This is a genomic window from Streptomyces sp. NPDC043867, assembly GCF_056435845.1.
This window is the reverse complement of the sequence record NZ_JBWKDS010000011.1, coordinates 69,728-85,007: the sequence shown is the minus strand read 5'-3', so window position 1 is coordinate 85,007 and position 15,280 is coordinate 69,728. Positions and strand designations below refer to the sequence as shown.

Sequence of the window (15,280 nt, the reverse complement as noted above, 5' to 3'; positions counted from 1 at the left end):
CAGGGTCGGCCGTGACTGGCTCGACCCCACCTTGGAAGCGCCGCTTCCGCAGGACGGAAGCGGACGACGGGCCGTCCAGCGGCTCTGAGAGCGTGCGTGACGACGGGCGGGGCTCATCCGAAGCAGGATCAGCCTCGCTCGAACCGGCGCCCGCCCCAGGCGGACTGCCGACCCCCGTGGAGACCCCTGCGCCCGCCGCCAGGCGACGCGCCGCGGTCGTCCGGGACGGAGTGAGGGAAGGCGTCCGCAAGGGCGGCAGCCGGGCCAGGGCGGGCCTGGCGTTCCTCGCCGACCGCATCATCGACATCGCCCCGCGAATCCCCGTACGGGACCTCGCGGCCCTGCGCAGACAGTTCCCGGGCCTCGGGCCCGAGCAGCTCGCCGACAAGATCGTCGCGGGCGCCGCCGCCGCGACCTCCACCGTCGGGGCCGGCATCGGCGCGGCCGCCATGATGCCCGTACCCCCCGCGATGCCCACCGAGCTGGCCGCCGAGATCACCGGCGTGGCTGCCATCGAGCTGAAGATGATCGCCGAACTGCACGAGGTCTACGGCCTGCGCCCGCCGGGGAACCTGAAGCAGCGCAGCACCGCGTACCTGAGCTCGTGGTCCGGGGAGCGCGGCATCGACGTGACCAAGCCGCTGACCGTCCAGACCGCACTGGGCGGCCAGATGAAGCGCGAGCTGCGCCAGCAGATCATGAAGCGCATGGTCCGCGACCTGCCGAACCTGCTGCCCTTCATGGTGGGAGCCGCGGTCGGAGCGGTCATGAACCGCCGGGACACCAAGCGCGTCGCGGAACGCATCCGCAAGGACCTGCGCAAGGCCCAGGTGCCGTGGGACGCCCTGCCGGAACTTCCACCGCTGGAACAGCCGGCGGAACCCCTGCTCCCGGGCGAGTTCCCCGAGGAACCGGGCCGCTGAGACCCCCGCGGACACGCGAGGGCACTCCCGGGCGGGCGGCCGGGGCCGCGGGACCTACCGGGCCGTCGCCCGGGCCGCCTCCAGCGCCGCCGCGAGCCGCTCCGGCTCCCGCGTCGACAGGTACAGGTACGGCGTCGGGTCCTGCGGATCGGTCACCACCACCCGCAGCGCCCGCGGGATGTACGCCCGCAGGAGCATGAAGGCGCGGGTGTCCGCCTTGTGGGTGCGCCAGGCCCGGGTCTCCTCCGGGTCCAGCACCTCGGCCTCGCCGAGCGCCGCGACCGGGATCTTCGCCTCGCCCGCGATGAGGGAGTCGCCCACCACCCGGATGCGGACCGAGCCGTACGAGCTCGCCATGACCGCCGAGACCGCGGTGCCGCCGACGAGTCCGCCGAGCAGCGGCAGGGTGCCGAACGGCAGCAGGATCAGCGCCATCGCGACGCCGACCATCAGGCAGATCAGCCACCAGCTGCGGGGCGCGGTGAGGCGTTCTTCGTACGGCGAGGCGGAAGGCTGCATGAAACCAAGCTTGGCACGGTGTCGGCCGTGGCCCGACGCGCGGGTAAGGTCTGCGCCTGTGAGTGGTACTTCCGCAGCTCTGAGGCCCCCCGCCGACGCCGTCGCACCGGTGCGGCACCCCGACGCGCCCGCCCCCGGCGAGCTCCTCGGCGCGCACTACGGACACTGTTTCGGGTGCGGTGAGAAGCAGGCCCACGGGCTGCACCTCGAAGCCCGCGCGGGGGAGGGGGTGCGGATCACGGCCGAGTTCACCGTGCGCCCGGCCCACCAGGGCGCCCCGGGCCTCGCCCACGGCGGCGTACTGGCCACCGCGCTCGACGAGACACTCGGTTCGCTGAACTGGCTGCTGCGCACCATCGCGGTCACCGGCCGGCTGGAGACCGACTTCGTACGGCCCGTGCCCGTGGACACCGTCCTGCACCTCGAGGCCGAGGTCGTCGCCGTTGCGGGCCGCAAGATCTACTCGACCGCCACCGGACGGATCGGCGGGCCCGAGGGGCCGGTCGCCGTCCGCGCGGACGCCCTCTTCATCGAGGTGAAGGTCGACCACTTCATCGATCACGGCAGGCCCGAGGAGATCCGGGCGGCCATGGACGACCCCGACCAGATCCGGCGCACCCGCGCCTTCGAGGTGAACCCGTGAACCGTGCACCCCGTCCAGAACTGGACGTGCTCATCCGGCGCGTCGACCCGGACGTACCGCTGCCCGCGTACGCGCAGCCCGGTGACGCGGGAGCGGATCTGCGGACCACCGAGAGCCGTGAGCTGAAGCCGGGGGAACGAGCCGTTCTGCCCACCGGGGTGTCTGTCGCGCTCCCGGAGGGGTACGCGGCCTTCGTGCACCCGCGTTCCGGCCTCGCCGCCCGCTGCGGTGTCGCCCTCGTGAATGCCCCGGGGACGGTGGATGCCGGGTACCGTGGGGAGATCAAGGTGATCGTGGTGAATCTCGACCCGTACGAGTCCGTGCGGTTCGAGCGCTTCGACCGGATTGCCCAACTGGTCGTCCAGCAGGTCGAGAAGGTCCGCTTCCGGGAGGTCGCGGAGCTTCCCGACTCGGAGCGGGCCGCAGGGGGCTTCGGGTCCACCGGCGGTCATGCCGCCGTGGGCGGCGGGGCGGGTGGGAATCGATACGCTTCGGTCGTATCCGACCGGGAAGGACAGTGACGTGTTCGGACGTCGCAAGAAGGGCAGTGCCGCCGAGGACGCGGCGGGCGAGGCCGAGCAGGTCGTCGACGCTGTCGGCACTGAGGCGGACGAGGCGGAGCGGGAGCGCGTGAGGCTGGAGCCGGAACCGCGTCCCGACGGCCCCTGGGACGACTCCGAGGTGCGGGACCCGGCCGAGGGTCGGGTGGACCTGGGCGGTCTCTTCGTACCCGGGGTCGACGGCATGGAGCTGCGCGTCGAGGTCGCGGGCGACGCGATCGTCGCGGCCACCGTCGTCCTCAAGGACAGCGCGATCCAGCTGCAGGCCTTCGCCGCTCCCAAGCGCGAGGGCATCTGGGGCGAGGTCCGCGAGGAGATCGCCTCGGGCATCACGCAGCAGGGCGGTGTCATCGACGAGGTCGAGGGCCCCCTGGGCTGGGAGCTGCGGGCTCAGGTGCCGGTGCAGCTGCCCGACGGCACGGGCGGTTTCCAGGTCGTCCGGTTCGTCGGTGTGGACGGCCCCCGCTGGTTCCTGCGCGGAGTGATCTCCGGGCAGGGCGCGGTGCAGCCGCAGGCCGCGGGCCTGCTCGAGCAGATCTTCCGGGACACGGTGGTCGTCCGCGGTGAGGGCCCGATGGCCCCGCGCGACCCCATCGTCCTGAAGCTGCCGAACGACGCGCAGATGGTCCCCGAGGGCGTTCAGCAGGAGGACCAGGCCGGATCCCGCTTCTCCGGCGGCATGGGCCAGCTGCAGCGCGGACCGGAGATCACCGAGGTGCGCTGACCGCGCCGCGCACGCCTCCGGACGTGGATCGGGCCGTATCCCTGACGGGATGCGGCCCTTTCTCGTGTCCGGCTCCTTGTTCTCGTGTCCGGCGTTCTCATGTCCGGCCTCTTGACGGGCAGTTGGTCCATACCTAGGGTCCCGGCCATCGGTTGCGTTCAACGACGCGCCCATCGTTCACATACGAGAACGGATGGCCCCCCACATGCCCGACACCCCCACCCCGCACCGCCGCAGACGGCGTCCCGCCCTGCTCGCCACCGTCGCCGCCGTGACCACCACCCTGGTCGGCGGCTTCCTCGCCTGGCCGGCCGCGCAGACCGCCGAGGCCGCCCCGGCGGCCTTCGCGCACCCCGGAGTCACCGTCTCCCGCGGCCAGCTGGACTTCGCCCGCACCCAGGTCAACGCGGGCGCCCAGCCCTGGAAGAGCGCCTACGACCAGATGATGGCGAGCAGGTACGCCTCACTGACCCGCACCGCCAAGCCCCGCGCGACCGTCGAGTGCGGCTCGTACTCCAATCCCAACTACGGCTGCAGCGACGAGCGCGAGGACGCGATGGCCGCGTACACGGACGCCCTCGCCTGGTACATCACCCGCGACGAGCGGTACGCGAAGAAGTCCATCGAGCTGATGGACGCCTGGTCGGCCACGATCAAGGACCACACCAACAGCAACGCGCCCCTGCAGACCGGCTGGGCGGGCTCCTCGTGGCCCAGGGCCGCCGAGATCATCAAGTACACGTACACCGGGACGTGGGCGAACTCCGGGCGCTTCGCGACGATGCTGCGCGACGTCTACCTGCCCGAGGTCATCAACGGCTCCAACTCCAACGGCAACTGGGAACTGTCGATGATGGAGGCCGCAGTCGGCATCTCCGTCTTCCTGGAGGACAGGACGTCCTACGACAAGGCCATGGCGAAGTTCCGCACGCGCACGGCCGCGTACATCTACCTGGCCTCCGACGGCTCCGTGCCGAAGACCGTGCCGAGCCAGAACCTCGACACCACGGCGAAGATCGTCAACTACTGGCAGGGCCAGTCCACCTTCGTCACCGGCCTCACCCAGGAGACCTGCCGCGACTTCACGCACACCGGGTACGGCATCTCCGCCATCGGGCACATCGCCGAGACCAGCCGCATCCAGGGCGCCGACCTCTACTCCACCGACGTCGGGGAACGGCTGCGGCAGGCCCTCGGCTTCCAGTCCAGGTACCAGCTGGGCGAAGCGGCACCGAGCTGGCTGTGCGGCGGCTCCCTCACCCTCGGGCTCGGACCGGTCACCGAGGTCGGGTACAACGCCCTGCACAACCGGCTCGGCATCGCGATGACCAACACCCAGCGGCTGACCGAGCAGAACCGCCCGGCCGGCAGCAACAACCTCTTCGTGGCATGGGAGACGCTCACCCACGGGAACAACCCGAACTGACCCTGCCCGGCCGGGCGTGCGGTGAGCGCCGTACGCCCGGCCGTCAGGGTTGCGTCAAAGTCGTCCCGCACGGCGCCCACCACCCCTTTCGCCGGATCCCGCGGCCGTAAGGTCGACGGGGCGGACATCGCCGGCACGGGAAGACAATGGGGCCATGGGACGCGGCAAGCTTCGGATCCACCTCGGTGCGGCACCGGGCGTCGGCAAGACGTACGCGATGCTCGCCGAGGCGCACCGCAGGGCCGAGCGGGGCACCGACTGCGTCGTCGCCTTCGTGGAGCACCACGACCGGCCGCGCACGGAGGCCATGCTCCGCGGCCTCGAACAGGTGCCGCGCAGACAGCTCGACCACCGCGGCTCCCGGTTCACCGAAATGGACGTGGACGCCGTCCTGGAGCGCGCCCCCGCCGTCGCCCTGGTGGACGAGCTGGCCCACACGAACGTCCCCGGCTCGCGCAACGTCAAGCGCTGGCAGGACGTCGAGGAACTGCTGGCCGCCGGCATCGACGTCATCTCCACCGTCAACATCCAGCACCTGGAGTCCCTCGGCGACGTCGTCGAGTCGATCACCGGGGTGCGGCAGCGCGAGACCGTCCCGGACGAGGTCGTGCGACGGGCCGACCAGATCGAGCTGGTCGACATGGACCCGCAGGCACTGCGCCGCCGGATGGCCCACGGCAACGTGTACAAGCCCGAGAAGATCGACGCCGCCCTCTCGCACCACTTCCGCCCGGGCAACCTGACCGCGCTGCGCGAGCTGGCGCTGCTGTGGGTCGCGGACCGGGTCGACGCCCGCCTGACCGAGTACCGCAACGAGCACCGGGTCTCGGCGATCTGGGGTTCCCGGGAGCGGATCGTGGTCGGGCTGACCGGCGGACCCGAGGGGCGGACGCTCATCCGCCGGGCGGCCCGCCTCGCGGAGAAGGGCGCGGGCGGCGAGGTGCTGGCCGTCTACATCGCCCGCAGCGACGGCCTGACCTCCGCCTCCCCGAAGGAGCTGGCCGTCCAGCGCACCCTCGTGGAGGACCTGGGCGGCACCTTCCACCACGTCGTCGGCGACGACGTGCCGGCCGCGCTGCTCGCCTTCGCCCGCGGCGCCAACGCCACTCAGATCGTGCTCGGTTCCTCGCGCCGCAAGGCCTGGCAGTACGTCTTCGGACCCGGCGTCGGCGCCACGGTCGCCCGGGAGTCGGGCCCCGACCTCGACGTGCACATCGTCACCCACGAGGAGGCCGCCAGGGGACGCGGCCTGCCGGTCGCCCGGAGCGCCCGGCTCGGTGGCTCCCGGATCGTCGGGGGATGGCTGACGGGTCTGGCGGGACCGGCCCTGCTGGCGCTGGCGCTCACCCACACCGCCACCGATCTCGGCATCGCCAACGACATGCTGCTGTTCCTGTCGCTGACGGTGACCGCGGCCCTGCTCGGCGGACTGCTGCCGGCCCTGGCCTCCGCCGCCGTAGGCTCCCTGCTGCTGAACTACTACTTCGCCCCGCCCCTGCACCGCTTCACCGTCTCGGACCCCAAGAACATCCTCGCCATCGCGGTCTTCTTCGGCGTCGCCGTCGCGGTGGCCTCGGTGGTCGACCTCGCGGCCCGGCGGACCCACCAGGCGGCCCGGCTGCGTGCCGAGTCGGAGATACTCTCCTTCCTCGCCGGCAGTGTGCTGCGCGGCGAGACCAGCCTCGAGGCACTCCTGGAGCGGGTCAGGGAGACCTTCGGCATGCGGTCGGCGGCACTGCTGGAACGTACGAGCGACGTCGACCCGTGGACCTGTGCCGGCAGTGCCGGGCCCCGCCCCCCGGAGCGCCCCGAGGACGCGGACGTGGACGTGCCGGTCAGCGCCCACCTGGCGCTCGCCCTGTCGGGGCGGGTCCTGCCGGCGGAGGACCGGCGGGTGCTCGCCGCCTTCGCCGCGCAGGCCGCAGTGGTCCTGGACCGCCGCCGCCTCCGGTCCGAGGCCGACCGGGCCCGCGCGCTCGCCGAGGGCAACCGCATCCGCACCGCCCTGCTCGCCGCCGTCAGCCACGATCTGCGCACCCCGCTGGCCGGGATCAAGGCGTCCGTCTCGTCCCTGCGCTCCGACGAGGTGGAATGGTCCGAGCAGGACCGGGCGGAGCTGCTGGAGGGCATCGAGGACGGCGCCGACCGCCTCGACCACCTGGTGGGCAACCTGCTGGACATGTCCCGCCTCCAGACCGGCACCGTCACCCCGCTGATCCGCGAGATCGACCTCGACGAGGTCGTTCCGATGGCGCTCGTCGGCGTGCCCGAGGACAGCGTGCGGCTGGACATCCCGGAGACGCTGCCGATGGTCGCCGTCGACGCGGGACTGCTGGAGCGCTCGGTCGCCAACCTCGTGGAGAACGCCGTCAAGTACAGCCCTCCCGGCGAACCGGTGCTGGTCCTCGCCAGCGCCCTCGCGGACCGGGTCGAACTCCGCGTCGTGGACCGCGGCCCCGGAGTCCCGGACGAGGCCAAGGAACGCATCTTCGCGCCCTTCCAGCGCTACGGCGACGCCCCGCGCGGCGCCGGGGTGGGACTCGGCCTCGCGGTCGCCCGCGGCTTCGCCGAGGCCGTCGGCGGCACCCTCGACGCCGAGGACACCCCCGGCGGCGGACTCACCATGGTGCTCACGCTCCGGGCCGTGGGCAACCGGTCCGGCGGGGCCACCGAGACAGCAGAAAGGCGGGCCCCATGCGGCGCCTGACCGGGACGGACGCCCGCACCCCCACGAGGGTGCTCGTGGTCGACGACGAACCGCAGATCACCCGTGCCCTCGTGATCAACCTCAGGGCACGCAAGTACGAGGTCGACGCGGCCCCCGACGGTGCCACCGCGCTGGAACTCGCCGCCGCCCGGCCCCCGGACGTCGTCGTGCTCGACCTCGGGCTGCCCGACATGGACGGCGTCGACGTGATCAGGGGCCTGCGCGGCTGGACCCGCGTGCCGATCCTGGTGCTCTCCGCCCGCCACTCCTCGGACGAGAAGGTCGAGGCCCTCGACGCCGGCGCGGACGACTACGTCACCAAGCCCTTCGGCATGGACGAACTCCTCGCCCGGCTGCGCGCGGCCGTCCGCCGGGCCGAGCCGGCCGGGCCCGGCGAGAGCGACGTGATCGTCGAGACGGACGCCTTCACCGTCGACCTCGCCGCCAAGAAGGTGCGCCGCGCCGGCCACGACGTACGCCTGACCCCCACCGAGTGGCACCTGCTGGAGGTCCTGGTGCGTCACCCCGGCCACCTGGTCGGGCAGAAACAGCTGCTCCAGGAGGTGTGGGGGCCCTCCTACGGCACCGAGACGAACTACCTGCGGGTCTACATGGCCCAGCTGCGGCGGAAGCTGGAGCCGGACCCCGCGCACCCGCGGCACTTCGTCACGGAACCGGGCATGGGCTACCGGTTCGAACGCTGACCCGTGCGGGTACGTGGCTCCCGGCGCCCCCGGTACGCTTTCGGTATGAGTGCTGTTCCCCGTTCCGACAAGCCGGTGGGCCGGTTCCGGCGCATGCTCGACCGGCTCTCCTCCTCCCAGCAGGACCTGGAGTCCGAGGAGCTGCGGGAGGACACCGACACCACCGGATGCACGCGCATCGGCGACTGCCAGGACCGGCAGATCGTCACGGTTACTGGTACCTTGCGCACGGTCACGCTGCGGCCGCGGGCCGGCGTCCCGGCCCTGGAGGCCGAGCTGTTCGACGGCTCGGCCGCGCTGGACGTGGTGTGGCTCGGCCGGCGCTCCATCGTGGGCATAGAGCCGGGACGCAAACTCATCGCTTCGGGCCGGATCTCCCTGAGCCGGGGCCGTAGGGTGCTGTTCAACCCGAAGTACGAACTCAGACCGCTCGGACGGGAGTAGCCGGTGACGTCGCTCGACAAGCCGACCGAAGACGCCCAGCAGGATTCCAGGGCGGTGACCGAGGCCGCGCTCTTCGAGGCGTTCGGCGGCGTGCGGGGCATGGTCGAGACGGTCCTGCCCGGCCTGCTCTTCGTCAGCATCTTCACGCTCACCAAGGACCTGCACTGGTCGGCGATCGCCGCCCTCGCGGTGTCCCTGCTGCTCGTCGTGGTCCGCCTGGTCACGAAGGACACGGTCAAGCACGCCTTCAGCGGTGTCTTCGGCGTCGCGTTCGGCGTGGTCTTCGCGATGATGACGGGCAACGCCAAGGACTTCTACCTGCCGGGCATGCTCTACACGCTCGGCCTGGCGCTGGCGTACATCATCACGACCCTGTGCGGCGTCCCGCTGATCGGACTGATCCTCGGCCCGGTCTTCAAGGAGAACCTCTCCTGGCGCAAGCGCAACCCCGGCCGCAAGAAGGCGTACGCGAAGGCCAGCTGGGCGTGGGGTCTGATTCTCCTCGCCAAGTGCGCCGTGCTCTTCCCGCTGTACTGGTGGGCCGACACCACCCAGCTCGGCTGGGTCCTGGTCGCCCTGAAGATCCCGCCCTTCCTCCTCGCCGTCTGGCTCACCTGGGTCTTCCTGGCCAAGGCGCCCGCGCCGATCGACGTGTTCGCGGAGATGGAGGCGGAGGAGCAGGCGGAACGCGCCAGGGACGCCGACCGCTCTGCCGAGTAGGACTCCCGGTCCGCCGGACAGAACTCCTGGTCCGCCGGACAGAACTCCTGGTCCGCCGGGCAGGACTCCTGGCTCTGCCGAGTAGGACCCCCGGCGAGGGCGGCCCGGTCACCGCAAAGGGCTGCGGCCTCGTCCTCCAGCGCCGGATGGACTGAATCACGAAGGGGGCGCCCGGAATTCTCCGGGCGCCCCCTTCGTCGTGTCCCCGCTGACGGGGGCGGCCCGCGTCACCGCAACGGCCCGCACCCTCGCCCTCGAACGCCGGACGGGCTGGGAGACCTCAGCGACCTCAGCTCGTCGCGTCCTCGCGGCGTACCGACAACAGGTCCTCCAGCTGTTCCTCGCGGGCCTGGGCGGCCACGAACAGCAGCTCGTCGCCCGCCTCCAGGGAGTCCTCCCGGGACGGGGTCAGGACGCGGGTGCCCCGGATGATCGTGACCAGCGAGGTGTCCTCGGGCCACTCGACGTCACCGACCTGCGTACCGGCCAGGGCAGACTCCGGCGGCAGTGTCAGCTCCACGAGGTTGGCGTCGCCGTGGCTGAAGCGCAGCAGACGGACCAGGTCGCCGACGCTGACGGCCTCCTCGACGAGGGCCGACATCAGACGCGGGGTGGAGACGGCGACGTCCACGCCCCACGACTCGTTGAACAGCCACTCGTTCTTCGGGTTGTTGACGCGGGCCACGACCCTCGGGACGCCGTACTCGGTCTTCGCGAGGAGGGAGACGACCAGGTTGACCTTGTCGTCACCCGTGGCCGCGATGACCACGTTGCAGCGCTGGAGCGCGGCCTCGTCCAGGGAGGTGATCTCGCAGGCGTCGGCCAGCAGCCACTCCGCCTGCGGGACGCGCTCGACCGAGATGGCGGTCGGCGCCTTGTCGATCAGCAGGATCTCGTGACCGTTCTCCAGGAGCTCGCCCGCGATCGAGCGGCCCACGGCGCCGGCACCGGCAATGGCGACCCTCATCAGTGACCGGTCTCCTCTTCAGGGCCCTCGGCGAACGCCGCCTCGACCTTCTCGACGTCGTCCGTACGCATCATCACGTGTACCAGGTCGCCTTCCTGCAACACCGTCTGCGAGGACGGCAGCATCGCCTCGCCGAGCCGGGTGAGGAAGGCGACGCGGACACCGGTCTCGTCCTGGAGCCGACTGATCTTGTGGCCCACCCAGGCGGCGGAGGCGTGCACCTCGGCGAGCTGCACCCCGCCGGTGGGGTCGCGCCACAGCGGCTCCGCGCCCGAGGGCAGGAGCCGGCGCAGCATCTGGTCGGCCGTCCAGCGGACGGTCGCGACGGTCGGAATGCCGAGGCGCTGGTAGACCTCGGCGCGGCGGGGGTCGTAGATACGGGCCGCGACGTTCTCGATGCCGAACATCTCGCGGGCCACCCGGGCGGCGATGATGTTCGAGTTGTCACCGCTGGAGACGGCGGCGAAGGCGCCGGCCTCCTCGATGCCCGCTTCGCGCAGCGTGTCCTGATCGAAGCCGACCCCGGTGACCCGGCGTCCGCCGAACCCGGAGCCCAGTCGTCGGAAGGCGGTGGGGTCCTGGTCGATCACGGCGACCGTGTGCCCCTGTTGCTCCAGGGTCTGGGCAAGAGCGGATCCCACTCTTCCGCAGCCCATGATGACGATGTGCACGACCGTCCTTCCGAAGTCAATGGTCACGGCTCAGGTGGAAAGGGTCTCAGACCGCCGCCCAAGCTACACACGCGCGGTGCGCGGAGGGCACCCCTGTGCACGTCGTCTGCGGTTTTCCCCGCTCAGCGGCGGCCGATGCTGCGCACGCTGACAAGAGTCAGGATTCCGAGGCCGACCAGTCCGGCGGCGGCGCCGATGAGCTCCGCGGTCGTATGCATGGAACCTCCAGAAGCAGACAGGGACGGGGTTTTGTCATATAGGCATGCGGATCTTGTGGACTGCGGAATCCGCAGCGGAAAACGTCCGCGATTTCACTCGTAGAGCAGATGCCGGGTGGCGGGTGGGCGGCCGCCCGTTCGAACGCTTACGATCCTCTGCGTGTCCAAACTGACCGACGTGCCCAAACGGATCTTGATCGGGCGCGCACTGCGCAGTGACCGGCTCGGAGAGACTCTCCTGCCGAAGCGCATCGCACTCCCCGTCTTCGCCTCCGACCCGCTCTCCTCTGTGGCGTACGCACCCGGAGAAGTCCTCCTGGTCCTGTCCATCGCGGGTGTGTCGGCCTACCACTTCAGCCCGTGGATCGCGGCCGCCGTCGTGGTGCTCATGTTCACGGTCGTGGCGTCCTACCGCCAGAACGTGCACGCCTATCCCAGCGGCGGCGGCGACTACGAGGTGGCCAACACCAACCTCGGTCCCCGGGCGGGCCTCACCGTCGCCAGCGCCCTCCTCGTCGACTACGTCCTCACCGTCGCCGTCTCCATCTCCTCCGGCATCGAGAACCTCGGCTCCGCCGTCCCCTTCGTGGTCGAGCACAAGGTGTTCTGCGCGGTCGCCGTCATCGTGCTGCTGACGCTGATGAACCTGCGCGGAGTGAAGGAGTCCGGCAAGCTCTTCGCGATCCCGACGTACGTCTTCGTGGCGGGCGTCTTCATCATGGTCGCGTGGGGCGCGTTCCGCGGGCTCGTCCTGGACGACACCATGCGCGCGCCGACCGCCGGCTACCACATCAAGGCCGAGCACCAGGGCATCGCCGGTTTCGCCCTCGTCTTCCTGCTGCTGCGGGCCTTCTCCTCCGGCTGTGCCGCGCTCACCGGAGTCGAGGCGATCTCCAACGGCGTCCCGGCCTTCCGCAAGCCCAAGTCGAAGAACGCGGCGAGCACCCTCGCGGCGATGGGTCTGCTCGCCGTCACCATGTTCTGCGGGATCATCGCCCTGGCCATGGTCACCAAGGTCCGGATGGCCGAGAACCCGGCCGTCGACCTGCTGAACAACGGCGTCGCGGTCGGCTCCGACTATGTGCAGAACCCGGTGATCTCGCAGGTCGCCGAGGCCGTCTTCGGCAAGGGCAGCTTCCTGTTCATCGTGCTCGCGGCGGCCACCGCGCTGGTCCTCTTCCTCGCCGCCAACACCGCGTACAACGGCTTCCCGCTGCTCGGCTCGATCCTCGCGCAGGACCGCTATCTGCCCCGCCAGCTGCACACCCGCGGCGACCGCCTCGCCTTCTCGAACGGCATCGTGCTCCTCGCCGGCGCGGCCATGCTCCTCGTCGTCATCTACGGAGCCGACTCGACCCGGCTGATCCAGCTCTACATCGTCGGCGTCTTCGTCTCCTTCACGCTCAGCCAGACCGGCATGGTGCGGCACTGGAACCGGCACCTCGCCGCGGAGCGCGACCAGAACAAGCGCCGCCGCATGGTCAGGTCCCGGGCGATCAACGCCTTCGGCGCCTTCTTCACCGGCCTCGTGCTGGTCGTCGTACTCGTCACCAAGTTCACGCACGGCGCCTGGGTCGCGCTGCTCGGCATGGTGATCTTCTACGCGACGATGAGCGCGATCCGCAAGCACTACGACCGGGTCGCCGAGGAGATCGCCGCTCCCGAGGGCCCCTCCGACGACAGTGTCCGCCCCTCCCGCGTCCACTCCGTCGTCCTGATCTCGAAGATCCACCGTCCGACCCTGCGCGCCCTGGCCTACGCCAAGCTGATGCGGTCCGACACCCTCGAGGCGCTCAGCGTCAACGTCGACCCCGCGGAGACGAAGACCCTGCGCGCGGAGTGGGAACGCCGCGGCATCACCGTCCCGCTGAAGATCCTCGACTCGCCCTACCGCGAGATCACGCGCCCCGTCATCGAGTACGTGAAGGGGCTGCGCCGCGAGTCCCCGCGTGACGCGGTCTCGGTGATCATCCCCGAGTACGTGGTCGGCCACTGGTACGAGCACCTGCTGCACAACCAGAGCGCCCTGCGCCTCAAGGGCCGGCTGCTGTTCACGCCGGGCGTGATGGTCACCTCCGTGCCCTACCAGCTGGAGTCCTCCGAGGCCGCGAAGAAGCGGGCCCGCAGGCGCCAGGACTGGAACGCGCCGGGCGCGGTGCGCCGTGGTCCGGCCGAGCAGCGGACGAAGGAACCCACCAAGCCGAAGGGCTGACGGGCTCGTGGTGAGCGGCCGGGCGACGTCCACGTAGACTGGTGGGCTGTTGTCCGGCCGTTCCCCCTTTTCGCATCTGGAGTCACCCCGCCATGCAGGCAGAACCGAAGAAGTCACTGGTGGGGGAGGAGTACGAGGTCGAGATCGGCCCCGTCGCCCACGGCGGGCACTGCATCGCCCGTACGGCCGAGGGCCAGGTCCTCTTCGTCCGGCACACGCTGCCCGGCGAGCGGGTCCGCGCCCGGGTGACCGAGGGCGAGGAGGGCGCCCGCTTCCTGCGCGCCGACGCCGTCGAGATCCTCGACGCGTCCAAGGACCGCGTCGAGGCGCCCTGCCCGTACGCGGGCCCCGGCCGCTGCGGCGGCTGCGACTGGCAGCACGCGAAGCCGGGCGCCCAGCGACGGCTCAAGGGTGAGGTCGTCGCCGAGCAGTTGCAGCGGCTCGCGGGCCTCACGCCCGAGGAGGCGGGCTGGGACGGCACGGTGATGCCCGCCGAGGGCGACAAGCTGCCGCCCGGCGAGGTGCCCTCGTGGCGCACGCGCGTGCAGTACGCGGTGGACCCGGACGGCAACGCCGGGCTGCGCCGCCACCGCTCGCACGAGGTCGAACCGATCGAGCACTGCATGATCGCCGCGGACGGCGTGAGCGAGCTGGGGATCGAACAGCGCGACTGGTCCGGCATGGAGTCCGTCGAGGCCATCGCCGCGACGGGGTCGCAGGACCGCATGGTGATCCTGGAGCCCCGGCCCGGCGCCCGGCTGCCCCTCGTGGAGCTCGACCGGCCCGTCTCGGTGATGCGGGTCGAGGAGCACGACGGCGGCATCCACCGGGTGCACGGCCGCGCCTTCGTGCGCGAGCGCGCGGACGACCGGACCTACCGGGTCGGCAGCGGCGGTTTCTGGCAGGTCCACCCGAAGGCCGCGGACACCCTCGTCAAGGCCGTCATGCAGGGCCTGCTGCCGCGCAAGGGCGACATGGCGCTCGACCTGTACTGCGGTGTAGGCCTCTTCGCGGGGGCGCTCGCCGACCGCCTCGGCGACAAGGGCGCGGTCCTCGGCATCGAGTCCGGCAAGCGCGCGGTGGAGGACGCCCGGCACAACCTCGCCGGCTTCGAGCGGGTCCGCATCGAGCAGGGCAAGGTCGAGTCGGTCCTCCCGCGTACGGGCATCACCGAGGTCGACCTGATCGTCCTCGACCCGCCCCGCGCGGGCGCGGGCAAGAAGACGGTGGAACACCTGGCGTCCCTGGGCGCCCGCAAGATCGCGTACGTGGCCTGCGACCCGGCGGCACTGGCCCGGGACCTGGCGTACTTCCGCGACGGCGGATACCGGGTGCGGACGCTGCGGGCGTTCGATCTGTTTCCGATGACCCATCATGTCGAGTGCGTCGCGATCCTTGAGCCCGCCGGGAAGGGCCGCTGACCTGCGGTTTCGTCTGATGTGCATTATGTGCGCTGTGGGCGTTACGGGCGATATCTTGACGCACGAGCGACGCACGTGACGCACGTATGACGCACGCCTGACGCATTTTCTGACAAGGTGTCAGACATGTGAAGGCCGCCCGCGCTCCCGAGGTGCTCCGGGGACAGGAGCGGCTTTCATGCGCTCAACGAGAGCCTGGTACGGAGCATCGTGGCGGTCGGGGAACCCGCCGAGTCGTGCGTCTTGCCGGAGGCAGGGCGGACGGAGTGGGGGATGTGGGATGTCGTTTTGATGTTGCCCTTCGTTGTGGCTGTCACGGGACGGCGGTGGAGCACCAATGAAGCGGGGGGGGGGGGGGGGGGGGGGGGGGGGGGGTTGGGGGGCCTCTTTTGATCTCCTTTCCCTCCCCGCCCGCACCCTA

The 15,280-nt window shown here is 71.1% G+C and carries 14 protein-coding genes; 11 read left to right on the top strand and 3 right to left on the bottom strand.

The genetic code is table 11. The annotated features are described in order from the left end of the window. Window positions 1–11: 11 nt before the first annotated feature. The gene (locus AC069T_RS13640) at window positions 12–923 is read left to right on the top strand and encodes a hypothetical protein (protein WP_478782900.1); all 912 of its coding nucleotides are present in this window, start codon (window positions 12–14) and stop codon (window positions 921–923) included. 54 nt (window positions 924–977) lie between these two features. On the opposite strand, the gene AC069T_RS13635 is transcribed toward AC069T_RS13640, so the two are convergent. Further along, window positions 978–1,442, bottom strand: coding sequence for a DUF3093 domain-containing protein (locus AC069T_RS13635; protein WP_478782899.1), 465 nt, complete (start codon window positions 1,440–1,442; stop codon window positions 978–980). 58 nt (window positions 1,443–1,500) lie between these two features. Here AC069T_RS13635 and AC069T_RS13630 point away from each other — a divergent pair, with 58 nt between their 5' ends. From AC069T_RS13630 to AC069T_RS13595, 8 genes are all read left to right on the top strand, one after another. Then, window positions 1,501–2,085, top strand: a complete 585-nt coding sequence (locus AC069T_RS13630; RefSeq protein ID WP_476750103.1) for a PaaI family thioesterase — start codon at window positions 1,501–1,503, stop codon at window positions 2,083–2,085. Further along, window positions 2,082–2,606: a dUTP diphosphatase gene (dut, locus tag AC069T_RS13625; protein WP_476750102.1), complete on the top strand. Its 525-nt coding sequence runs from the start codon at window positions 2,082–2,084 to the stop codon at window positions 2,604–2,606. Before AC069T_RS13630 ends, dut begins: the two co-directional genes overlap by 4 nt. A gap of 1 nt (window position 2,607) precedes the next feature. Next, complete coding sequence (locus tag AC069T_RS13620; protein ID WP_478782898.1) at window positions 2,608–3,369, top strand: DUF3710 domain-containing protein; 762 nt, start codon at window positions 2,608–2,610, stop codon at window positions 3,367–3,369. Window positions 3,370–3,574: 205 nt separating this feature from the next. After that, window positions 3,575–4,795 (top strand): alginate lyase family protein, encoded by a 1,221-nt coding sequence (locus AC069T_RS13615; protein ID WP_478782897.1) that lies wholly within the window; start codon window positions 3,575–3,577, stop codon window positions 4,793–4,795. Between the two features lie 154 nt (window positions 4,796–4,949). Continuing rightward, window positions 4,950–7,502, top strand: coding sequence for a DUF4118 domain-containing protein (locus AC069T_RS13610; RefSeq protein WP_478782896.1), 2,553 nt, complete (start codon window positions 4,950–4,952; stop codon window positions 7,500–7,502). Beyond that, the gene (locus AC069T_RS13605) at window positions 7,490–8,206 is read left to right on the top strand and encodes a response regulator (RefSeq protein WP_478782895.1); all 717 of its coding nucleotides are present in this window, start codon (window positions 7,490–7,492) and stop codon (window positions 8,204–8,206) included. The genes AC069T_RS13610 and AC069T_RS13605 overlap by 13 nt, the downstream gene beginning before the upstream one ends. Before the next feature lie 45 nt (window positions 8,207–8,251). After that, on the top strand, window positions 8,252–8,650 hold the full coding sequence (locus AC069T_RS13600) for an OB-fold nucleic acid binding domain-containing protein (RefSeq protein ID WP_478782894.1): 399 nt from the start codon (window positions 8,252–8,254) through the stop codon (window positions 8,648–8,650). A gap of 3 nt (window positions 8,651–8,653) precedes the next feature. Continuing rightward, a complete protein-coding gene (locus AC069T_RS13595; protein ID WP_478782893.1) occupies window positions 8,654–9,370 on the top strand; it encodes a DUF3159 domain-containing protein in 717 nt (238 codons plus the stop codon). Between the two features lie 289 nt (window positions 9,371–9,659). Here the strand turns inward: AC069T_RS13595 and AC069T_RS13590 are convergent, their stop codons facing one another. Further along, window positions 9,660–10,337 (bottom strand): potassium channel family protein, encoded by a 678-nt coding sequence (locus tag AC069T_RS13590; protein ID WP_358853058.1) that lies wholly within the window; start codon window positions 10,335–10,337, stop codon window positions 9,660–9,662. After that, entirely contained in the window at window positions 10,337–11,008 is a 672-nt protein-coding gene (locus AC069T_RS13585; protein ID WP_478782992.1) for a potassium channel family protein, read from the bottom strand. The genes AC069T_RS13590 and AC069T_RS13585 overlap by 1 nt, the downstream gene beginning before the upstream one ends. A 378-nt stretch (window positions 11,009–11,386) precedes the next feature. Here AC069T_RS13585 and AC069T_RS13580 point away from each other — a divergent pair, with 378 nt between their 5' ends. Together AC069T_RS13580 and AC069T_RS13575 are read left to right on the top strand one after the other, a co-directional pair. Next, window positions 11,387–13,438, top strand: coding sequence for an APC family permease (locus AC069T_RS13580; RefSeq protein WP_478782892.1), 2,052 nt, complete (start codon window positions 11,387–11,389; stop codon window positions 13,436–13,438). A 92-nt stretch (window positions 13,439–13,530) separates the two neighbouring features. Next, window positions 13,531–14,859 (top strand): class I SAM-dependent RNA methyltransferase, encoded by a 1,329-nt coding sequence (locus AC069T_RS13575; protein ID WP_478782891.1) that lies wholly within the window; start codon window positions 13,531–13,533, stop codon window positions 14,857–14,859. The last annotated feature ends 421 nt before the right edge of the window (window positions 14,860–15,280 follow it).